The 22,311-nt window shown below is 38.6% G+C and carries 17 protein-coding genes; 16 read left to right on the top strand and 1 reads right to left on the bottom strand.

All coding sequences use genetic code 11. The features are described from left to right. The first annotated feature begins 723 nt into the window (after positions 1-723). The 16 genes from B0A64_RS03690 to B0A64_RS03615 all read left to right on the top strand — a co-directional run bounded on the left by B0A64_RS03690 (position 724) and on the right by B0A64_RS03615 (position 21,369). Positions 724-1,008 (top strand): hypothetical protein, encoded by a 285-nt coding sequence (locus B0A64_RS03690; RefSeq protein WP_089478195.1) that lies wholly within the window; start codon positions 724-726, stop codon positions 1,006-1,008. A 73-nt stretch (positions 1,009-1,081) separates the two neighbouring features. Continuing rightward, entirely contained in the window at positions 1,082-2,050 is a 969-nt protein-coding gene (locus B0A64_RS03685; RefSeq protein WP_165769751.1) for a TauD/TfdA family dioxygenase, read from the top strand. A gap of 67 nt (positions 2,051-2,117) precedes the next feature. Beyond that, positions 2,118-3,260, top strand: coding sequence for a citrate/2-methylcitrate synthase (locus B0A64_RS03680; RefSeq protein ID WP_089478193.1), 1,143 nt, complete (start codon positions 2,118-2,120; stop codon positions 3,258-3,260). An 11-nt stretch (positions 3,261-3,271) separates the two neighbouring features. After that, positions 3,272-3,940, top strand: a complete 669-nt coding sequence (locus tag B0A64_RS03675) for a class I SAM-dependent methyltransferase (RefSeq protein WP_089478192.1) — start codon at positions 3,272-3,274, stop codon at positions 3,938-3,940. A gap of 23 nt (positions 3,941-3,963) precedes the next feature. Continuing rightward, a complete protein-coding gene (locus B0A64_RS03670) occupies positions 3,964-4,269 on the top strand; it encodes a hypothetical protein (RefSeq protein WP_123875872.1) in 306 nt (101 codons plus the stop codon). A 22-nt stretch (positions 4,270-4,291) separates the two neighbouring features. Next, the gene (locus tag B0A64_RS03665; protein WP_089478190.1) at positions 4,292-6,901 is read left to right on the top strand and encodes an acyltransferase domain-containing protein; all 2,610 of its coding nucleotides are present in this window, start codon (positions 4,292-4,294) and stop codon (positions 6,899-6,901) included. Positions 6,902-6,912: 11 nt separating this feature from the next. Continuing rightward, positions 6,913-7,230, top strand: coding sequence for a hypothetical protein (locus B0A64_RS03660; RefSeq protein ID WP_089478189.1), 318 nt, complete (start codon positions 6,913-6,915; stop codon positions 7,228-7,230). Further along, positions 7,227-8,018, top strand: coding sequence for a ChbG/HpnK family deacetylase (locus B0A64_RS03655; RefSeq protein ID WP_089478188.1), 792 nt, complete (start codon positions 7,227-7,229; stop codon positions 8,016-8,018). The genes B0A64_RS03660 and B0A64_RS03655 overlap by 4 nt, the downstream gene beginning before the upstream one ends. Then, positions 7,996-8,709: a glycosyltransferase domain-containing protein gene (locus tag B0A64_RS03650; RefSeq protein WP_089478187.1), complete on the top strand. Its 714-nt coding sequence runs from the start codon at positions 7,996-7,998 to the stop codon at positions 8,707-8,709. Before B0A64_RS03655 ends, B0A64_RS03650 begins: the two co-directional genes overlap by 23 nt. An 11-nt stretch (positions 8,710-8,720) precedes the next feature. Then, positions 8,721-9,632: a glucosamine inositolphosphorylceramide transferase family protein gene (locus B0A64_RS03645; RefSeq protein ID WP_089478186.1), complete on the top strand. Its 912-nt coding sequence runs from the start codon at positions 8,721-8,723 to the stop codon at positions 9,630-9,632. Next, positions 9,620-10,771, top strand: a complete 1,152-nt coding sequence (locus B0A64_RS03640) for a glycosyltransferase family 4 protein (protein ID WP_089478185.1) — start codon at positions 9,620-9,622, stop codon at positions 10,769-10,771. Before B0A64_RS03645 ends, B0A64_RS03640 begins: the two co-directional genes overlap by 13 nt. Beyond that, a complete protein-coding gene (locus B0A64_RS03635) occupies positions 10,758-17,726 on the top strand; it encodes a type I polyketide synthase (RefSeq protein ID WP_089478184.1) in 6,969 nt (2,322 codons plus the stop codon). Before B0A64_RS03640 ends, B0A64_RS03635 begins: the two co-directional genes overlap by 14 nt. 7 nt (positions 17,727-17,733) lie before the next feature. Continuing rightward, positions 17,734-18,354 (top strand): MBL fold metallo-hydrolase, encoded by a 621-nt coding sequence (locus tag B0A64_RS03630; protein ID WP_089478183.1) that lies wholly within the window; start codon positions 17,734-17,736, stop codon positions 18,352-18,354. An 18-nt stretch (positions 18,355-18,372) separates the two neighbouring features. After that, on the top strand, positions 18,373-19,446 hold the full coding sequence (locus B0A64_RS03625; RefSeq protein WP_089478182.1) for a glycosyltransferase family 4 protein: 1,074 nt from the start codon (positions 18,373-18,375) through the stop codon (positions 19,444-19,446). Next, positions 19,436-20,611, top strand: a complete 1,176-nt coding sequence (locus B0A64_RS03620; RefSeq protein ID WP_089478181.1) for a glycosyltransferase family protein — start codon at positions 19,436-19,438, stop codon at positions 20,609-20,611. The genes B0A64_RS03625 and B0A64_RS03620 overlap by 11 nt, the downstream gene beginning before the upstream one ends. Next, positions 20,611-21,369 carry a 4'-phosphopantetheinyl transferase family protein gene (locus B0A64_RS03615; RefSeq protein WP_089478180.1) on the top strand — a complete coding sequence of 253 codons (759 nt, stop codon included), beginning with the start codon at positions 20,611-20,613 and terminating at the stop codon, positions 21,367-21,369. The genes B0A64_RS03620 and B0A64_RS03615 overlap by 1 nt, the downstream gene beginning before the upstream one ends. Here the strand turns inward: B0A64_RS03615 and B0A64_RS03610 are convergent. Then, positions 21,354-22,109 (bottom strand): class I SAM-dependent methyltransferase, encoded by a 756-nt coding sequence (locus tag B0A64_RS03610; RefSeq protein ID WP_089478179.1) that lies wholly within the window; start codon positions 22,107-22,109, stop codon positions 21,354-21,356. The two genes, B0A64_RS03615 and B0A64_RS03610, sit on opposite strands and share 16 nt — an antisense overlap. Positions 22,110-22,311 lie beyond the last annotated feature (202 nt).

The following is a 22,311-nucleotide window of genomic DNA, read 5'->3' as shown; positions in this document are numbered from 1 at the left end:
CTGCTTTGTCATGCTCTTACGATCCAAAAATCAAATTCTACATTCCACAATCTACAATCTACAATCTACAATCTACAATCTACAATCTAAAATCTACATTCCACATTCTACATTCCACAATCTACATTCCACAATCTACATTCCACAATCTACAATCCACATTCTACATTCCACAATCTACAATCCACAATCTACAATCTAAAATCTACAATCTAAAATCTACAATCTAAAATCTACATTCAACATTCCACAATTCACAATTCACAATTAATAATTAATAATTAATAATTAATAATTAGCAATTAGCAAAACGACCTTTTCATGACACTAAAAACCTGTTTCATGACAATTTAATCTTACAAATAGTATGGTTATATATATTTTTACTACTGTATTAAAGATCAAACACTTAATAACCCGTTGAAAGTAATTACTTCGTCTGTTCGCTTGATTCGAGCCATGAAAATTTTATTTCAACACATAGAAACATAGATTTTATACCTAAAAAAGAATACAAAAAAGTAACACCTTTCTTTCACATAGCAAAACTCTGTGCATTTTAATCAAGTCAAATGCCTTTTTTGAGATACCAGAGTTTATGTTTCTATGTATTAAAAAGAATTGCACCCAGCGGGTTAAAAGAGACTAATAAAATTATTAATTCGACACCTATTTACAATTAAAGAGTATTTCAATCAACATGTAATCTTAAAACCATTAAATATGAAATTTTTAGTTATTAGCAGGCCAAACGGCCAAGGTCATGGCTTAAATGCCACAGCAGATTCAGGAGCACAAGTAAAAGCACTTGTAGACGATCCTAAAAGCCCAATCGAAAAAGCGTATGCCGTTATTTCAGGAGGATCAATCGTTGTAATCAACGCAAAAGACACTGTTGAACTTGCCTCAATCGTAAGGAGCAATCCTCTTTTTAAAGCAAGTTTTACAGAAATTATCCCCATTGCAGACGCACATGATTTCTTAAATGCATTTACTGCAAAAAAGTAAAACAATCTTGAATTGAAGGCAACCTCTAATCAAGGTTGCTTTCATTTTAAACTTAACCTAAAAACCTATCATTTTGTCAAATATAACAATTAGCAAACTTGACAATTCAGTTGGATTGTTAATCGAACGTTTGGATAAAAACATTCCATACGATTTAGACCAGGACGAAATATTTTCCCTCTACAAAAAGCACAAAGCCTTATTATTCAGAGGATTTAACTTTGATGTCGATGGCTTTACGACCTTCAGCAATCAGTTTATAAAAGATTTCTCTGATTATCAGGGAGGTGGATCGCGATGGAAAAGTATTGACAGAGAACAAATAAACAACGATAAAACGTTGATGACTGCAACCGGAAGCATTCAGAACTTTACGATTCCGCTACACGGAGAAATGTATTATATGCAGGATCCGCCGGAACTACTTTATTTTTATTGTCTTATACCGCCAAAAGACGGCGGACAGACTACTTTATGCGACGGAGCAAAACTTTTTAGCGCCCTGGATCAGGATACAAAAGAGTTTTTTTTATCGAACCAGATCAAATATATACGCTACTTACCTGATGGCGATTGGCAAAAAGCTTTTATGACGGACAGTTATACTGAGCTGGAAGAATTTTGTGAAGCCAAAGGTTTAACAGTTTCCCTTCAGGATGATCTTGCCGTGCAAATAGAATATACGTGTGATCCTATTACATACAATGACGAAACAGGTGAGTCAATTTTTATCAATAATATGCTCTACATCTATTTTGCCGAAATTTCATTTAATCAGGGCGAAGTAAAACAACATCTTGGCGACGATGCAAAATTTTGCCCTATGGTAATTCGCTTGGCTGATGGCACTCCAATTCCTTATTCTTATATTGAAAAAGTGGTTACCGCAGCAGAAGAAATTACCGTAAAAGTCAACTGGCAAAAAGGAGATGTAATCATGATAGACAACTCGGCAGTTATGCATGGTCGAAAAAAAACGACCGATTTAGAACGAAAAATATTGGTACGAATGGGAAATCCGGAACTTAAAGTCCAACTTTAGTGGCAAGCCCAAATTCTTTATTTTTTTTAAAACAGGAACGGAGTCAAACTTTTATTTTTATTGAAATATGAAATACCAAGGTACAAAAATAGATGGTCCGGGTTTTGATCCTGAATGCTTATCCGTAAGAGGTACAGATCTAAATACGATTATTGCCGAAAGAAAATTTCCAGAAGCTGTTTTTCATATTTTGACAGGAACATTTCCTTCCGTTCCCCAAAACAAAGCGATTGAAGCTTTTTTACTGGCTTCTTATAATTCTATAGCACCTGAACATCCGGTATTCGAACACATACAAAAAATTGCTTACGCCACACAAAGTTCCATAAAGGGAGTTCTTGCAGGACTACTTTTTGACTTTGATGACGAGTTTCTAAAAACATACCGTACAAGCCAACTTCCGGAGGAATGTTCTTTGCAGGAGACTGCCAAAGGATTATTCTTAATTAGCATTTTGCCATTACTGCTTAGAATTGCAGCAGATGGAAAACAAAATGTAAGGCAAGAAATAAAACCAGTTTCGGCATCATTTTCAGATTCGTTTATTGCTGTAGCATTTCAAACGCTTTTTTCAAAAAAACAAGCAACTGACGCCGAAATCAGAATATTCGAAGCATTATTAATTTCATGGCATGCCGGTTTTGGTTATCTCACACCAAGTGTTTTAGCACCACGGGTAACTGCCGGTACAGGCGCTTCGGCAAATATGATTATCATGTCCGGTTTTATTGCTGCTGGACCACACCATATTGGCGCATCAGAAGCTGCATTTAAGCTGTTATCAAAACTACCCACTAAAAAGGAACAAGAGATAACACAAACAATAGAAGACTTACTGGCCCATAAAAAGATAATTCCCGGATTTGGACATCCGCTTTTCAGGAAAGATCCAAGACCTGAATGCCTTGAATCAATATGGGAAGATTTAGATAAAAATACACCAAACCTAATTTTATACAAGCAAATAACCCATATCATAAAAGAACGTTCCGGTTTAAACCCGAATATCGACTTTATTACCGCAGCAATTCTAAGCGATCTTGGTGTTACAGACCAGTCACTTGTTCCGGCAATTGGTCTTTTTGCCAGAAGCATAGCAATGATTGCTCACGCTGACGAAAAAAGACAAAAACCTCCTTTTGGTGCCAAGAGCGCTGATGCAAGAGATTTTCTCGCAAACAATCAAATAAATGAACTGTCACTTGACTAAAACACAAAACAATGAAAGAAAATAATATCCGTAATATAATGCCGGCACTTGAATATGAAGCCTATACGGCAACCTTCTTAAAACCCTGGGACGATATGTTCTTGAAAAGATGCAAAAAACTGGCTCCTTCATCTACCGGAGAGCAACGCTTACTGGATGTTGGCACAGGAACCGGTGTATTGCTGGAACGTCTTTATGAAACACCCGGATTTGAAAATTATACGTTTACAGGTATCGATTATTATGAAGATAATGTTATCGAAGCCAATGAGAAATTTTTAAACAAAGGCCTGTTCGAAAAGATTATTGTAAAAGAAGGAGATGCCCATTATCTGGATTTCGAAAGTGAGAGTTTTGATGTCGTAATAAGCCGTGCTACCCTGCACCATCTTGTAGATCCGGTAAAAGCATTGCAGGAAAAATACAGGGTTTTAAAACCTAACGGAATTTGCCTGATTCATGACATGAAACGTGATGTATCTGAAACTGTTTTGGCTGAGTTTAATGCTTTACGCAAAAAAGCCAATTATCCGCCAACGGTAGTTTCAGAAAAATATACCGTTCAGGAAGTACAACATTTTCTTGAGCTTGCAGGTCTTGCAAGCTGTTCTACGGTTTCATCAGATGCTTCAGGACTGGCTTCACTGGGTTATGAAGTACTGATAACAAAACCCGAATAACAAACCTACTTAACACCTAAAAAATGAGATATTTAGTAATAACAAAAGGACCATCAATGCTAAAAAACGTTGAACTCGAAAAGCTTTTACAAATCAGGGAAGGACTTACACAAGCATTGCAATCCGGAAAAATAGAAGCATGCTACGGGTTAGTTTCGGGAGGTACCGTCTGGGTTTTAAATTCTGATAGCCATGCAGAGTTAGCAAGAGGACTTAGAGAATATAACCTGACAGACAATCATAATATCGATGTTTTGCCCATTGTTGACGGCATGGGAGTTATTGATGCCTACATAAAAGGCCTGAAAGAAAAACAAAATGATCTATAATTCTTTAAAATAATAAAAAACGATGCAAAACATTGCAATAAAAGAAAGCAAACCAACCTTATTTTTATTTAGGTACAAGGACACAAAGTCCTTACAAGAAACCTTGCTTGCTGTTATTGAAAAAATCAATGCTTTGCAAAATTTATTTGCGTTACACCTACAAGTACTCCAAAACGATCCTTTGCCAAGTGGCGGACTGCTTATAATTGCCTATAACGAGAAAGAAGTTTGGGCAAAGATTAATAACATTCTCGACAAAATCAATGCAGGTCAAATAATTAAATCCCTGCCAAGCCAGAAAATATATCAGGCATCAATTAAGGACACTCCCGCAAAAATTGCTTTTTTATTCCCGGGGTTTGGGTCAGAACATCCTGCAATGTTAGCCGGACTCGAAGAACAATTTCCGGCAGCCGGAAAATGGTTGTCAATGGCAAAAATAATCTTAGACCTTCCGGTTCAGGAACCTGCAACACTTTTAGAAGAAACCATGACTGTCAGGTTCTCAAAAAAAGATGCGCCCTTAATGCACAAAGGCAGTCTTGGTATTATTACTTCCCTTGCCTATTATGACATATTGCGCAAACTAAACGTTCCGTGTGATGGAATGGTTGGACACAGCAATGGCGAAAATGCCGCCATAATAGCCTCAGGAATTGTACAGTTTAATAATGACGACGAAATTCTGAACACCATAAAAAATATCATAAATGTTCCTGTACTCACCAACCATCAGGATCAGGGACAATATCTGGCAATTAATAATTATACCACTGAAAAACTTAATGCTTTATTAAACAGTTACAAAGAGCAGGTATATCTTGCCATGAAAAATTGTCCGAATCAATTGGTCATTTATGTCCTTAAAAACAAATTAGAAGAAGTAAAAAACAGGCTTTTTGAAGAAAGAGCAATGGCGTTTCAACTCTATACAGATCATGCATACCATACACCGCTTTATAAAACACAGGCACAAGCCGTTCGAAATATTTATGCAAACCTTGTACTAACCAAAGCTTCTATCCCGCTATACAGTTGTGTCGATGGAATGCCTTTTTTGCAAGATCGCAAAATGATTGTCGATAAAGCCATAGAACAATGGGTAGGAACCGTAAAATTTGAAGATACAATTGACACTCTTTACAATCAGGGTTATACTATTTTTATCGAAGTAGGTCCAAACAATAAACTAACCAATTTTGTCAAGGATACCCTGAAAAACAAACCTGTTGTAATCACTCATACCAATCTTCCGGAAAAAAATAATGCAGCCACTCTAAGCGAATTGTGCGCCTTGCTCTGGATCAACGGAATTGATACTGATATTGATTTTTTTAACTCAAACAACACGCAATCCAATACTCTTGAGCCGTTGCCAACTGCCATCATGCAAACCGCAACACATGACGATGAAACTGCCTTGATTTTTAAAAAACATCAGGAACTTATGCAGCATTTTTTGCACGTACAAGAACAATCCTGGAACCTGTTCAGGCAGGAAATCAAGAAGAGACAAAATACGCCAACAGAACGCAGTGCAGAATTTACAGCAGCACATTTTCCACTCTTGTCAGAATACAAGAGCAATGCTGATGGCAAAATGTATTTCGAAAAACAATACGATCTGCACAACTATCCGTTTTTTAACGATCATGCTTTAGGAGGCAAACTTGCTGTAATTGCGTTTACGGTAAGTCTCGAAATTGTCGCCGAAGCTGCTTTGCTTTTTTCGGAATCACGATACAAAGTAACCCACATCGAAAATGCTTCCGGATATTCATGGCTGGCACTCGAAAACGGAATTCTTGATCTGGGGATCGAGGCTAGTGCACACAGCACTGACAAAATAGTAGTTATACTTTATGAATTAAACAAAAATACGGGTACCAGGAAAAAAGCATTTGAGGCAACTGTTCGACTCTCTGATTGTTATAGTAACGAACAGTCTTATCAGCCAATAAAGTACATTGAAACGAATCCTTTGTTAAAGCCTGCTATAGATTTTTATAATGAAGATCTTTTTCATGGCCCGTATTTTACCGGTATAGAAAAAATAGTAAACCTAAACTCAAACGAACTAACAGCTACCCTGCGAATGCCTGTCCTGAAAAATGCTTTTGCGACAATCGCAGATCCGGTATTTCAGATTCCGGCAACATTACTGGACTGTTCAGGACAATTAGCCGCCTATTGGCTAATGAGTCATGAGGTCAAAGACTTTGCTGTTTTTCCCTTTAGCATGAAGAGTTACAAACAATTTGCATCATTTCCATCCGAAGGAAATACATTAAAATGTGATGTTACCTTATGCAGACTACAAACTGTAGTCGAGGCAACATTTAGTTATTACGATAACGATAATAAACTATTGGCACAATTAGAAGGTTTTAAAATGATGTTATACCAACACCCTTTAATCCCTGCTATTTTAATGAATACGTTACAACCGGAACAAACAGAAACGCTGCTTACGCCGGAATTTTTAGCAGAAGCCGGGGGCATTTGGGGTCGTGCCCTCGCGGCTATTGCACTCGATACAACCGCTTATAAAAAATGGCTGTCGATAAGCCCGAATGAAAATCGAAATGAGTACCTCATCCATAACATACAAAACAAATATTTAATCACTTAAGAAACAAAACCATGGAAAACCCTACTGAAAATTACAGACAAATAGTTTACGAAGTAATAGAAGCATTAGTAAAGGATTACGAATTGCCGGAGATAGAAATTACTGATAGTACGTTGCTTATCGATTCTCTTGGTTTAACCTCAATAGATATTATGCACGTGCTTTCGTCGATTGATATGAGAGTTTCTAAACATTTGCCATACGACAATCTCGTGATCAAAAATGATGAATATATAAGTGATATCTCTATAAAAGAGATTATTGATTTTATCGACACCAATATCAGGGAAACAAAAAATGAGCCTAAAAATATCTTCGAAAACCGATGAAACAATTAATCATTACAGCAGATGATTTTGGATTTTCTGAAGGTGTTACAGATGGCATCCTGAAATCGATGCTCGAAGGTGCTGTAAGCTGTACCTCTGTAATGGTAGCCTGCGGAGATCTCGAAAGAATAAAAGAAAAAGCACTCCTGATAGAAGGGCGCATTGGGTTGCATTTGCAAATAACCAATGGTACGCCTTTTTGTCGACCGGAAACTGTAAAATCACTAGTTACAGACCAAGGAATATTTCCGTACAACTGGCGCCAGCTAAAAGAGGTTGATCAGACAGAATTGTATCAGGAATGGCAGGAACAAATTGAGCAATTGCTTCGATTAGATATTGTACCCACCTATCTCGATACCCATCATAATGTACATCGTTTTCCGGCTGTTTTTGAGGTTTATATTGAACTTGCAAAAAAATATGATCTTCCTGTAAGACCCTTGTCAAAAAATATGTTGCAGCGTTATAATCACTTAAAACTTCAGAGTACTGATATCTGTTATGAATCGTGGTGCGGCATGAATGTAACTCCACAAAGTTTTATCGCGCATGTTCTGGGCGCTTTTAGACAAATAGGCAACAAAGGAATTGTAGAATTTATGTGTCATCCTGCTTTTGCAGATGAGCAACTCGCAAAACAATCTCTTTATGTAAAAGAAAGAGAAGCTGAATTGGCTGTTTTATGTGACCCTTTGATAAAAGAATACCTCAACAAGCACAATATCCAATTGTTAGACAGAGTACCCTTTAATACGAAAGAATATGCTGAAAAATCTAGATTTTAATACCCGTCCGTCGATCGTTCATGCACAAGGTCCACACGATCATAAACCCTATTGGCAACCTATCAGAGACCACTTTTTTGGTTCGCAGCAAAAAAAAATAATAACTCCCGCCAACCTGACGATCATTACCTGGAATAACGGTCATGAAGCAATGGGGGTATTCGAAAAAAGTATTGCCCATCTGGGGCTGGACTGCGTTATTCTGGGCGACGGAATCGAAAATTGGGTCAACAGCATTCATAAACCTATGCTCACCAATGAAGCCTTGCAGAACATAAAAACCGAATATATCATGGGCGTAGATTCCAGAGATGCTATATTAATCGATAATCCGCAGCTAATCATCGATCAGTTTCTGGAGCATTTTGATTGTGATCTGGTATTCTCTGCCGATTTACTGAACTGGCCTAATCTGGCAGAATTTAAAAAGTTTGAAGACAAATGTGCCGAAGGAAAAAACTCTGCTTACCGTTATTTAAACAGCGGTGCCTTTATTGGCAGAACAACTTATTGCCGCCACTTTTTTGGAGAAGCCGTTAAACTTCAGCCTGTAAAACAAGCCGAAAGATCTGATCAGGGAATTTTTAAACAACTTTTTCAAACCGAATATCCAAAAGTACAATTAGACTATCACTGTGTCATGTTTCAGAACATAGGTTTTGTGCGACATAAATCATTAGAAATATATTAAATCACAAGATTATGGGCAACAATAAATTGGTTCGGTACAATTGGTCAATCGCTATTTGTTTCTGCAAAGATCCCATTAGCGTGTCTGAACCTGATAGTGTATTTCATCCCGTTTTAACCGGAAACAGCGTGACTGATGTTCCGGCATCTTTTGTTGCCGATCCGTTTATGATACACCATAAAGAGCAATGGTATCTCTTTTTTGAAGTCCTCAATACTACAAACAATCTGGGAGAAATAGGCATGGCACACAGCAAAGACCTGCTCAACTGGACGTATGATAAAATAGTGCTCAGAGAAAATTTTCACCTCTCTTATCCCTCGATACTAAAATATAACGATAAAATATACATGATTCCGGAAAGTCGACAAGGTGGTGGTATACGCTTGTATGAAGCCCTGGATTTTCCGCACGAATGGAAACTTACAAAAACAATCATCGAAGGCGATTATGCAGATCCGTCTATCTTTTATCACCAGGATAAATGGTGGATGTTTGCGCTTAAAGGAACCGATGAATTACACCTTTTTTTTGCCAACTCACCTGACGGAAAATGGCAACTGCACCCGCAATGTCCCTTAATCCCTAAAAGCCTTGTAAACACCAGACCCGCAGGAAGACCTTTGTACCACAACGGGCGTTTACTGCGCTTTGCTCAGGATGGCGTGCCTATATATGGCAATAAAGTAAGGGCTTTTGAAATTGAGGTACTTAGTACAACGGTTTATAAAGAGCATGAAATTACCGAAAGTCCTATACTAAAAGCCAGCCGAAAAGGGTGGAATTCTGCCGCTATGCACCATATCGATCCGCACCAATTACCTGACGGAAGTTGGGTTACCTGTGTTGACGGTGCCGATATTAGTTTTTTAATGCCAAACAAATCGAACAACTCTAATACTAAATCTGAATGGGCGCTGTAACTAAAAAAATATGTTTTGTATCAGGGAACTTCCTTCCGCAACTTGGCGGGTTGGCAAAATCTGCACATCGTGTGGTTACTTTTTTAGCGCAGGAGGGTTACAATATACATGTTGTAGTGCCTGTAGAAAATAGCCCGCAACAAAACATCATTACAAAAACAATACAAAACGGAGTCATCGTACATTGGATTCCTATACAGAGTTCTTTAGTCAACAACAACGGACAGGATTTAAGTAGATTTTTGCAACAGCTACAGGCAAAAGAGCAATTTGATTTGTTTCATGCCTACTTTTTTTCACTCGCCTACCCTTGCCTTCATGTTGCAGAACAATCCGGAAGACCTTTACTGGTAAGTATTCGGGGGAGCGATGCCTATATCTGGTCTGCTCCAAATAGGCAAAGACTTTGCAGGCTCGTACTCAAAAAAATTACGAGCCTTACAACCGTAAACCGCCATCTGGCTACTATGCTAACACAAAACGGTTATACAGGAGAAGTTACTTTAATAAAAAATTCGATTCCGGTCAATCAGGGACAACGCTGGAATATTTCGACCTGTCAAAAAGGACTCATAGGAAATTCAGGAAGTTTTAGACCTGCCAAAGGTATTCCGGATTTATTGCATGCCTTTGCTGCTCTTGAAAGTAAAAAAGACAAAAAACTAAAACTGATTGGCAACTTTCCGGATGCAAATGACAAAGAACAGTACAACACAATTCTAGAACAATTGCAAATCAAGGACAACGTTGAACTTACGGGTTTTGTAGCTCCTGATAAAGTTTTAGAAATACTCCCTGAATTAAATGTGTTTGTAATGACATCCTTGACCGAAGGTTTCCCCAACAGCTTATTAGAAGCCGCTTCGCTGGGCGTACCAATTGTTACAACCGCTTTTTGCGGAGTCGAAGATTATATTGCCAATGGGGTTCATGCACTTGTAGTACCTGTGGGAGATACAAAAGCCATTGCGCAAAGTATTGAGGCGATCCTTAACGATGAGGCTCTTGCCAAAAAACTCTCGGATGGTGCCCTGCAATTGGCCGCAACCTTAACACCCGAAATAGAAAAAGAAGCCTGGATTGTAATTCATAATAAAGTTCTGAATCAAAATAAAATACCTGCTTATGAACCACTTTAAAGTAATAACCATCACACCGCTATATCTTTCGAATATAGAAATTCCTATCGCTACGATCCGGAATAATGGCATTGCGCTATTGGATATGGAATTTTGTCCGGACCATGCAATCGTACAGACAGTAGAAAACCTTACCCAATTTTTAAAACAGGTTGGTACAAATACTTCATTTGGACTGCGTTTTGCGACACATCAATTGTCTGTGTATCAAAGTCTGGAAAATCAGCTTAAAGAATTCCCGCATATCCTGTTATTATCCGGTTTATTTAATAAGGATGATGCAACCAAAACAATCAACAACTGGACGCAAAACCACGCTACTTTATGGGCAGAAATTCTGGATGGTACTTCTCTGGATGAATATGCTAAACATGAAAAGTATTTTGATGCCCTTGTTGCAAAAGGCAATGAAAGCGGCGGTTGCACAGGCAATGATTCCGCTTTTATATTAAGCCAAAAAGTAATAAAAAAAACAACCAAACAATTCTACATACAAGGAGGTATTGGTATTCATACAGCAGCAGCTTGTCGTGCCGCTGGAGCTGCCGGAGTAGTTCTTGACGATCAGCTTTTGCTGCTGCACGAATCTCCGTTATCATTCGAACAAAAAGAAATACTAAAAAATATAAGTGCAGAACAAACCCTTGTGCTAAACATGGGTAACAAAAATATAAGAGTGGCAGGACATCCGACATTTAAACAACTGCAACACTACAAATCATTATCTCAAACCAAAGAAACATCCAGTAACCAAGAAATCATATATTGGGGCAGTCCTGAAAATAGTCTCTGGCCTGTTGGTCAGGCTGTAGGAATGGCTGATTTTTACCATAAAAAATATAAAAAAACGGGAATCTTTATTCGCGAACTGCTTGCAAAAAGTTTAGAATGTCTTCTTGCAGCACAAGATTTACAGCCCTTACAACAAAACTCTTTGCTCGCAGTCGATCACGGGACAGCTTATCCTATCGTACAAGGTCCAATGACACGAGTAAGCGATGTACCGGAATTTATAGATGCCGTTGCCACAAACGGAGCTTTACCACTTGCTGCCATAGCAATGATGAAAGGACCACAAGCGAACGAATTATTACAGGAAACTAAAAATCTTTTGGGTAATAAATCCTGGGGAGCCGGTGTTCTGGGTTTCATCGATCAGGATCTTATGCAAGAGCAATTTGAAGTAATTGCGGCACATAAACCCTCTTTTGTATTGATCGCAGGCGGGAGTTACGAGCAAACCTTGCCTTATGAAAACCTGGGTATTAAAACCTATATCCATGCGCCGGTACCAAAACTTTTGCAAATATTTTACCGTCGCGGAGCCAAACGATTTGTTTTAGAAGGTCGCGAATGTGGCGGTCACATAGGGCCTTTGAGTAGTTTTTCGTTGTGGGAAAGTGCCATCGAAACTTTACTGGCAGAACCCAATGACACCTCTAATCCTGCAAATATATTATTTGCAGGAGGTATTCACGATGCACTATCTGCCGCAATGGTCAGTGCAATGAGCGGTACCCTTACTGCAAAAGGAATCAATATTGGGGTATTAATGGGTACAGCCTATTTGTTTACCCAGGAAGCTTGCAGTACAGGAGCTGTCGTAACTGAATTTCAGCAAAAAGTTATCGATTGTAGTGATACCCATATTATCGAAACAGGTCCCGGACATGCCATACGTTGTGTTCATACTCCTTATGTAAACGAATTTAACGGGTTAAGAAACAACGGCATTAAGAACAATACCAAACCCGAAGAATTGAGCAAAATTCTCGAAAAGTCCTTATTAGGCAGACTCCGTATAGCCTCCAAAGGTTTAACCCTAAACCCATCAGGAGAACTTATTGCAGCTACCAAAAAAATGCAAACTCAGGAAGGTTTATACATGACCGGTAAAGCTGCAGAAATAAATACCGAAATTATCACGATAAAAGAACTTCATACTAAAATCATAGAGCAAAGTGTCTTTCTCCTGAATACTGCCTCAAACGCAATCAAAGAAACCGTACAACCTCAAAAACAACCTTCGGATATTGCGATTATTGGCATGTCTGTATTAGTTCCCGGAGCACAAGAACATGCTGTATTCTGGGAAAACATAGTAAAGAAAGTAAGTCAGATAAAAGAAATTCCAAACGATGTATTGGACTGGCGTATGTATTATGATACCAACATAAAAGCCAAGGATAAAATGGTCTCAAAATGGGGTGCCTTTATCGACGAGGTACTTTTTGACCCTTTGCGTTTTGGGATCCCTCCGCAATCTCTAAAATACATAAGCCCGGGTCAGCTCCTGTTGCTCGAAGCTGTACAAAAAGCGATTGACGATTGCGGTTTTGGAGATTCTGGTTTTGACAATAAACATACCTCTGTAATTATTGGCAGTGACGGAAGTTCGAAACTAAAAGGTTTATACGAATTTAGATCCTCATTGCCGCAATATATAAATACTATTGACGAGAAGGATCTTGACAGACTGCCGGAATGGAATGAGGAAAGTTTTCCGGGAATTCTAACCAATGTTCTCGCAGGACGGGTTGCCAATCGTTTTAATCTGGGTGGTGCCAATTTCTCTGTAGATGCTGCCTGTGCCTCATCGCTTGCAGCACTTGACCTTGCGGTAAAAGAGTTAGAGTTTGGCGACAGCAATATGGTAATTGCAGGAGGCGTAGATATAGCACAATCTGCTTATTCGTATATGGCTTTTAGCAAAACGCACGCCCTGTCACCAACAGGCGAATCAATGCCTTTTGATGCCACTGCCAATGGTATTGTGTTAAGCGAAGGCGTATCTGTAGTGGTGCTTAAAAGGCTCGAAGATGCCAAAAGAGACGGTGACAGAATTTACAGCGTGATCAAAGGAACCGGAAGCTCCAGCGACGGAAAAGCGTTGGGACTTACAGCACCAAGATCCGGAGGACAAGAACAGGCTTTTAACCGTGCTTATCACAAAGCCAATATTTCGCCCGCGACTCTGGGGTATTACGAAGCCCATGCAACCGGAACCACCGTAGGCGATCAGGTAGAACTGGACACAATAACAGCGATACTGGACAAAGCCGGTGCAGCAACACACAGTTGTGCTATAGGGTCTCTAAAAAGTATATTGGGACATACAAAAACCTGTGCCGGTATTTTGGGCGTGATAAAAGGAACACTATCGTTGTATCATAAAACCCTGCCGCCGCATCCTATCAAAACTGCACCTATAAGTGCCTTAAAGCCAAACTCGCCAGCCTTTATCCTTAATGAAGGAAGACCTTGGTTTACGCCTAAAGAAAATGTACGCAGACTTGGCGTGAGTGCATTTGGTTTTGGCGGGACAAACTCGCATGTTGTACTCGAAGAATATCAAAACACTACCTATAAACAAGCCAATGGCGCTGACAAATGGCCTTGCGAGTTATTTGTATTCAATGCACAAACCGCCCAAGAGCTTAAACTCGATCTCGATAATGTACTAAAATCTCTTCAGGATATAAGCGTACAGAATTTATTGCAAATCGCTCCGGCATTTGCTTTAAAAGCTAAAAAGAATCAAAATGCACCTGTTCGTTTAAGCATTGTGGCTACTGACTTGCAGGACTTAAAAAATAGAATCCAAACCGTAATCGAAAAAATCAACGGTAATACTGCTGCTTTGCCTGCTGTAATAAACCTGGAACTAACACCAGCCGTAAGCCCTGTTTCGTTTGTATTTCCCGGGCAAGGTGCACAATACCTAAATATGGCGAGAGAAATTGCTTTGTATTTTCCGCAAATGAGAAGCGCCATCGAAGAGGCTGCTCAACTTTTTATCGATAAAACAAATCTCTTTTTAGATAAAATAATCTATCCCGCAGCAACCTACACGCAGGAAGACGAAGAGATTCAAAGAAAAGAACTTACCCATACCCATCACGCTCAAATAGCGATAGGTGCTGTATCTGCTGGTTTTCTGGATATTTTTAAGGCATTGCAACTTGTTCCCGATTCTGTAGCTGGACATAGCTTTGGAGAACTTACTGCCCTGCATGCCTCGGGAATAATTGACCGCACTACTTTTTTTGAACTCGCAGAAACCAGAGGCAGATTAATGGCGAATGTAACCAGTAAAGAAGGTACAATGGCGGTAGTGTTCGAAACTCCCGAAACAGTAAAAGCAATATTGCAGGATGAGGTTGTAATTGCCAATTATAATGCCCCAAAACAAACCATTATTTCAGGCAGGAAAACGGCAATTGAAGACATGCTGAAACAATTTGCACAAAACGGAATAAAAGCTATTCCCTTAGAAGTAAGTGGTCCGTTTCATTCGCCACTTTACAACGCAGTACAAATTCCTTTTAATGAAACCATACAAAAGATACAGACAAACCCAGCCGCATTTGCTGTGTTTTCGAATACCTCTGCATTGCCTTATCCTGAAACTGATGCTGGGATTAAGGATGTATTGAAAAAACACCTGTTAAGTCCCGTTCATTTTTCGCAGCAAATACTAAACATGTACGAAAACGGAACCCGCATCTTTGTAGAAGTTGGTCCTAAAAATATTATGAAAGGCTTAATTGGTCAGATCCTCGAAGAAAAAGAACATCTGGCGCTATCTGCCGATAGCCAAACCGAAGGATTAAAAGGATTATTGACCCTGATAGGCAAAATGTATTCGTTAGGCTATTCTATCAACCTCCCGGCATTATTCGAAAACAGAACCGCTTCGCAGGAAAACATAGACGATATCCTTAAAAATCTAAAAAGCAAACCCATTCCCGCAACGGCTTATTATGTTACCGGATCAGGCGTTCGTTCTGTTACCGAAGATAAAATAAACATTGCCAGGCTTCCTGCGATTAATTTGGAAGAAAGAGCCCGAATAAACCAAAACACACCTCCAAATCAAAACATGGCAACGCATAAAACCATTACAAATGATAGTTCGCTGGTTGCAGGATTTGAAGCCTATCAAGCCACGATGCGCGATTTTCTTACTACTCAGGAAAGAGTATTGGCGCAATTTCTGGGAAACAATGCCACTACTCCAACCCCACAGCAATTAAATTATAATCTACAGGCAATACCGGAGCAAAAACAATATCAAACTGAAATTGAAAATGTTCCTGAAACCAATACAATTGTTGCGCCTGAAAAAGAAGAAAAAGAAACGGTAAGTGTTCACTCTCAAAAAATAAACCGTTCGTTTCTGACTCAGATAATTTTAGATTTTCTGGTAGAACGAACAGGTTATCCAAAAGAAGTTTTTGAACCTCAGCTAGATCTTGAGAGCGAATTGGGTATCGATTCTATCAAAAGGGTCGAAATGCTGGATAACGTTCTAAAAGCATTACCGCTACAATGGAGCGAACAACTTCATGGCGATATGCCAAAACTAATGCGTACTAAAACAATCGATATGCTGCTGGATATTATATGCGCTGTAAGTATCGAAGACGAACCACAAATTGATACTAATACAGAGCCTGTAGAACAAAAAACACTTTCGTATGAAGTCTCTGTAGAATCTGATTGTCCCCGATTTTTAATGAAAGCGGAACATCGGGAATTGCCTTTTCTAACCGAAGAAATTCGTTTAAACGGATTGTATCTGATTATGGCAGATGAGTTTGGCATTGCTTCAACTCTGGCACAAAGAATCACGGATCTGGGCGGAAAACCTGTTGTATTAGATTATGAAACCCTAAGTTCTTCTCTTAAAATAGAAAAAGCTGTAAGCGATGCGATCCGTACTTCTGATGAGCGTATCAGTATTATTCATTTATCGGCTATAGCCAAATCCTTAATGCCGGAACACATTACAGACTGGCGTTTACTGACTCAAATACAATCAAAAAGTTTGTTCCAGACCATCATTACCATTACAAAACATCTGGAAGTCAAAGACACCTTTCCGGTGCAGGCTATACTTGCCGGATCGATGTTTGGCGGTTCTTATGGCAGGAACGAACGAATTGGACCGGGACTTCCGCCGGGAGGTGGTAATATAGGATTATTGAATGCCTTAAAAAAAGAATGGGATGAGGTCGCTGCCTGTACTGTTGATTTTGACTCGTCACTTTCTGTAAATGAAATAACCAACAGGATATTGCGCGAATTAAACCAACCTGAAAACAATGCCGAAATAGGGTATCCGGAAGGAGAACGCATTGTATACAAAGCCATAGAAACTAAAGTTAAATCGCAAGTCACAAAATTTCCTGATCTAAAGATAGACAAAAACTGGGTCGTAATCGCTACTGGCGGAGCCAAAGGGATAACTGCCGAAATATGCAAATCGATAGCACAACCCGGAATGAAATTTATACTGGTAGGACGTTCAGAAAAACCCGATAACGATTTTGCCGATTTTAAAGCAAAAGGGGTCGAAGTAAGCTACAAATCAGCAGATGTAAGAAACGAAGCCGAATTTGGTGCACTCATCAAAGAAATTTATAGCGATTACGGTCGTATTGATGCCGTCTTGCACGGTGCAGGTATAATCGACGACAGATCGATCATCAATAAAAGTATTACTTCGTTTGATAATGTGTTTGATACCAAGGCCGACAGTGCTTTTATTTTAAATAAATATCTAAATTTTGACACCCTGAAACTCATGGTATTCTTTAGTTCTGTATCCGGACGTTTTGGTAATCAGGGACAAACAGATTATGCCGCTGCAAATGAAGTTCTGAACCGCTTTGCATGGTACCTGCGCAACAAGTGGCCTAAACTACAGGTTATGAGCATAAACTGGGGACCGTGGAGCGAGGTTGGAATGGCATCATCACAAGCCATAAATTTATTGAACATACAGGGTATTAAACAAATATCGGCAAAAAAAGGAACCGATTTTTTCATCAATGAAATCAACAATTACCAATCAGAAATGGTAGAACTCATTGCAGGAGAAGGCCCTTGGAGAAATACCAAAAACAAAAAACAAAACGAAATATATAACCCTTTTGTAGGCATAATATAAAACGCAAATGCAATTAGAAATACACCGCTATGTTTCCGGAGTTTTTTTTGAAAACACCTATTTAGTTGTCAACAACAACACAAATACTGCCATTGTAATCGATCCCGGTTTGGGTTCGGCTACACAAGTCGAAAACCTTATGAAGCAGAACGTAAAAATCGAGGCAATATTTGTAACACATCCTCATTTTGATCATGTGTTTGATTTGGCAAAAGTCAAAGCGATCACTAATGCAAAAATATACATGCATCATGACGATCTTGCAGTAGCAGAAAACTTTGTAGAAGAAGCCGCATCTTACGGTTACACAACAGAACCATTGCCACCAGCAGATGTTTTTTGCAAAGACGGAGATATATTTTATCTGGGCAATGTTGCTTTTACGATTATACACATTCCGGGACATACACCGGGCAGTATTTGTCTGAAATTTAATGAAGGCGTTTTTACTGGAGATACCCTTATGAATAAAAAAATTGGAGACAGTTACGAAGGATATTTCAACGATTTGATAAGTGGTATCAAACAAAAATTATATGTCCTGCCGGATGCGTTTACCATATATCCGGGGCATTATAAATATTCGACAGTAGGAGACGAAAAGAAATTTAATCTGAATGTTTTTTAAACTTAATCACGACCAGCAATGAAATTATTATATATCGTTCCCAGCACAGAACGCAAAGGCGGATTATCTGCCTCTGTAAATCGTATTACAGCACAAATGACTTTGCTGGGCAATGAAGTCGCTGTTTTTTCGACAGGATTAAGCGAAACCAAATCGAGCCTCTTAAACACAAAAGACATTTTTACAGGAACACAAATGATGGAAATTACTGAAAAAGCAATAGCCGAAATAAAGTCCTTTGCTCCTGATCTCGTTGTGGGGTATTATGGAAGTTCAGCCGCTTATTGTGCCGTTGCAGCAGCCAGATTTTGCGAGACCAAAGTTGTAGCCTGTCTTCGGGGCAATGATATTAACAGGGATTTTTTTTCGGTGCTTAATGCGCCAAAACTTTCATTTGTGATGCAATTTGCCAATGCTGTAACCTGCGTATCAAACGAAATGAAACAAAAAGTAAAAGCCTGGTACAATCGTGAAGCCCATTTTATAGCAAATAGTGTCAACAAAAATATATTTTATCCGGATCCTGAAGCTGCCAAAATTTTAAAACAAGAATGGCAATTGGACCACCGCCCTGTAGTTGGAATATTTGGTGAGTTTAAAAATTCGCGTGGGCTTAGCCTTTTTCAGGAATTAGAAAAAACACTTGCTCCGGCACAAACCATTATGGTAGGAGAAATTAGGGACGATGTAAAAAATACAATCCCGGATTGGATAATTCCTATTCCCTACATTAATGATCCTGATACCTTAAGAGCAGCCTATTCTATGTGTGATATTATATTGCATCCTTCGCTCTATGACGGCATGCCCAATGTGGTGCTCGAAGCCATGGCATGCGAACGTGTTGTACTGGCTTCTGACGCTGGCGGAATCAAAGATGTTATTACCAATAATTACAATGGTTTTATCTGCACCAATATCGACGAATGGAAATTAGCCCTAACCAACAGGCTTTTGTATAATGATGATGAGATAGGAAAAAATGCCCGCATTAGTATAAAAACTCCGGAACATGAAGCAAAAACATTCAACGAATTGTTTCTAAAAATAACCGGCAAACAGGAACTTAAATTAAAAGAGAATGAAGCATAAACCTTCCTTACTAATGTATTGCCACCACTCTGTAGGTATTGGGCATCTGGTACGATCACTCGCTATTATAGATTCCCTGCGCGAAGATTATACTATTACCTTTATCTCGGGAGGCAAATATCCAGAAGGAGTTCATATTCCTTCGGGAGTTCTGTTTTATCAATTACCTGCTGTACGTCTTGCCGAAAATACAACCCTTATCGATGCTACAGGCAATGATCCCATAAGCAACATTATGGCAGAACGCACCACAATGATAAAAACAATCTACAAGGCTACTTTGCCGGATATTATTATAACAGAACTCTTTCCGTTTGGGCGCATGCAGTTTATTGGTGAGATTATGCCAATCCTTAAACTGGCAAAAAACGGAGATAAAAAAACACTTATTTTTTGCAGTTTACGGGATATTGTAGAACCGTCTACAGCCGGAAAAAAACTTTTTAGAGACTTTGCTTTTTCAATAGTAAACAGTTATTATACTGGAATATTTTTGCATGCCGATGCTCAAATTTGTAAACTCGAAGACACAATTGACCATATTGGCAAAATAGAAGTTCCGGTGCATTATACGGGATATGTAACCTCGCAGAAAAAACTTAAAACAACCCGAGAACAAGGCAATGGTGTTATCGCTTCTTTTGGTGGTGGCGGTGCCAGTAATCAGTTGATCTATGATCTTATCAATGCTTATAAAGATTTTGGTTTTGGAGATCAAAAAACACTCAGGATTATTGCAGGTCCTTTGTTTGATACTCTCGAATTTAAATTGCTTGAAGACATTGTAAACCAGATTCCCGGTATTACCCTAATAAAACAAGTAAGCAATCTTACCCAGGAAATGGCTCTGGCAGAAGTCTCGATAAGCCAATGCGGTTACAACACAGCCATTGAACTTTTATGCAATGGTATTCCTGCTTTGCTTATACCCTACGAAAACGAACAAAACAGCGAGCAGATTATCAGGGCAAAACAACTGGAAAAACGATCCCTCGTGAGAACACTTTATGCCAATGCGATTACGCCGGAAATACTAGCTGCCGAAATCAGAAAAACTTTTGAGTTTCGTCCCCGGCAAGTTACAATAGATATGGATGGTGCCGAGAATACAAGACTATTATTAAATCATATATTTGCTGAAGAAATACTAACGAAAGTGTCCTAATGTTTTTTTCTTCCTCCAAAAATATCAGCTATTATAAAATTCCCGCTATTTTAGAAAATACGGCAAATCTTGAGGACTTTTGGGTTGACCCCAAAAACAGCAATTTAAATACAGACGATTACCTGCATTTATGGATAGCAAAACCAGAGGAACCAGAAGATCAATTTATCGATTATCTAAATAGTGAGGAAAAAGAAAGAGCTCAAAAATTTAAGTTCGAAAAACAGCGCCGGAATTTCATTTATTCGCGATCATTACTTCGCTATCTGCTTTCGCTTTACACAAAAATTCCTGCTGCCGATATAGAATTTGTATACGGCATAAATGGCAAACCACATCTGGCTGAACATCAAAATAAAAAAAAGATTACGTTCAATCTATCCCATTCCAACGGATATTTTGCCTGTATCATTGGCACAAAAAATGAAATTGGTATCGATATCGAAAATGTCTCGCCAAACCATAAACAGGTTCACAATATTGCCACAAGTTTCTTCTTGCCAACAGAATCAGCCCTTATAACTTCAAAAAAAGACGATGAAGTTTATTACCTCTTTTATAAATACTGGACCATAAAAGAAGCATACATTAAAGCAAAAGGAAATTCGATCATGCAGCTCAAAGAAATACCGGACCTGAGCAATTTATCTGTAGATGAAATAGGATTTATGAATCCGTTTTGCCTTTTAGCCCATTCCGGTTTCAGCATTCGTATTGCAGAACATTTTTATCTGGCTGTTATTTATTTCGTGCAATAATAAATATCTGTGTCTTTAGGCAAGCCGTACCTGAATTTTTCATCTCTCGAAAAAGTATCGTTAAATTTATTTACGGTAACCTTAAATCCTGAATTTTCAAGTCTGGATGCATAATCCCTACCATATTGTCGCACGTGATCACTTTGTCCATAAGCCTCTTCCCTGCCCTTTGAGTCTGTTATCGATGGATCTTCAAAAGTATGTTCCAGGTCTTTTTCTATAGGTACGAGCAATATGGCCCAACCGTCTTTTTTAAGAATTCTGTAAAGCTCACTCAAAGCCTTTTTGTCGTCAGGAATATGCTCTAATACATGATTGCAAATCACCACATCAAAAGATTCATTGTCATAATTTATAGCCGTAATATCCATATTGATCGTTCCTTTTGGATAGGAATAACCCTCCTCAAAAAGATCTACCGGATAATAATCGATCATTTTGTTTTTTCTAAAATGTTTAAAAAAAGCAGATTCCGGTGCCACATGAAATAATTTTACTCTTGACTTCGAATTTAATAAAGTTGTTTTATTTTTTATAAACAGCCAAACAAGCCTGTGACGTTCCAGAGAGAAACAATTCAGACAAAGCGCATTTGACCGTTTGTGCTTTACTCCAAACGGAAGAAAAGTCATGTATTTTTGCTCGCAAATAGAGCATTCTACATTTTTTCCTTTCAGGAAATACTTAAGAAAATTAAATTTAACTTTTTTTCTAAAAGGCAATGTTCGTTCTGACAGCATATTGGTTTGTTTTTCAAATAAATACAAGGATTATTACCTAACGAAAATAAGAAAAATATTAGTTTTTCATGCTATAAAACAAAATAAATAAACCTGTTTTCCACAATTCTTTTTAGCACATAAAAACAGGTATTTATACCTTAATACATGAACTATAAATGCGTATTTTTGAGTTGTATTTCTACGATTTATTACTCTATAA

This window comes from Flavobacterium araucananum (assembly GCF_002222055.1).
In the GTDB taxonomy this organism is placed as follows: domain Bacteria; phylum Bacteroidota; class Bacteroidia; order Flavobacteriales; family Flavobacteriaceae; genus Flavobacterium; species Flavobacterium araucananum.
Note: the sequence above shows the minus strand (reverse complement) of the source record. Positions and strands in the feature narration are given on the sequence as shown.

Excerpts from the sequence above, each read along its gene's own strand:
- B0A64_RS03690 (WP_089478195.1), top strand. The coding sequence starts at position 724 with ATGAAATTTTTAGTTATTAGCAGGCCAAACGGCCAAGGTCATGGCTTA.
- B0A64_RS03680 (WP_089478193.1), top strand. The coding sequence starts at position 2,118 with ATGAAATACCAAGGTACAAAAATAGATGGTCCGGGTTTTGATCCTGAA.
- B0A64_RS03675 (WP_089478192.1), top strand. The coding sequence starts at position 3,272 with ATGAAAGAAAATAATATCCGTAATATAATGCCGGCACTTGAATATGAA.
- B0A64_RS03670 (WP_123875872.1), top strand. The coding sequence starts at position 3,964 with ATGAGATATTTAGTAATAACAAAAGGACCATCAATGCTAAAAAACGTT.
- B0A64_RS03665 (WP_089478190.1), top strand. The coding sequence starts at position 4,292 with ATGCAAAACATTGCAATAAAAGAAAGCAAACCAACCTTATTTTTATTT.
- B0A64_RS03660 (WP_089478189.1), top strand. The coding sequence starts at position 6,913 with ATGGAAAACCCTACTGAAAATTACAGACAAATAGTTTACGAAGTAATA.
- B0A64_RS03655 (WP_089478188.1), top strand. The coding sequence starts at position 7,227 with ATGAAACAATTAATCATTACAGCAGATGATTTTGGATTTTCTGAAGGT.
- B0A64_RS03650 (WP_089478187.1), top strand. The coding sequence starts at position 7,996 with ATGCTGAAAAATCTAGATTTTAATACCCGTCCGTCGATCGTTCATGCA.
- B0A64_RS03645 (WP_089478186.1), top strand. The coding sequence starts at position 8,721 with ATGGGCAACAATAAATTGGTTCGGTACAATTGGTCAATCGCTATTTGT.
- B0A64_RS03640 (WP_089478185.1), top strand. The coding sequence starts at position 9,620 with ATGGGCGCTGTAACTAAAAAAATATGTTTTGTATCAGGGAACTTCCTT.
- B0A64_RS03635 (WP_089478184.1), top strand. The coding sequence starts at position 10,758 with ATGAACCACTTTAAAGTAATAACCATCACACCGCTATATCTTTCGAAT.
- B0A64_RS03630 (WP_089478183.1), top strand. The coding sequence starts at position 17,734 with ATGCAATTAGAAATACACCGCTATGTTTCCGGAGTTTTTTTTGAAAAC.
- B0A64_RS03625 (WP_089478182.1), top strand. The coding sequence starts at position 18,373 with ATGAAATTATTATATATCGTTCCCAGCACAGAACGCAAAGGCGGATTA.
- B0A64_RS03620 (WP_089478181.1), top strand. The coding sequence starts at position 19,436 with ATGAAGCATAAACCTTCCTTACTAATGTATTGCCACCACTCTGTAGGT.
- B0A64_RS03615 (WP_089478180.1), top strand. The coding sequence starts at position 20,611 with ATGTTTTTTTCTTCCTCCAAAAATATCAGCTATTATAAAATTCCCGCT.
- B0A64_RS03610 (WP_089478179.1), bottom strand. The coding sequence starts at position 22,109 with ATGCTGTCAGAACGAACATTGCCTTTTAGAAAAAAAGTTAAATTTAAT.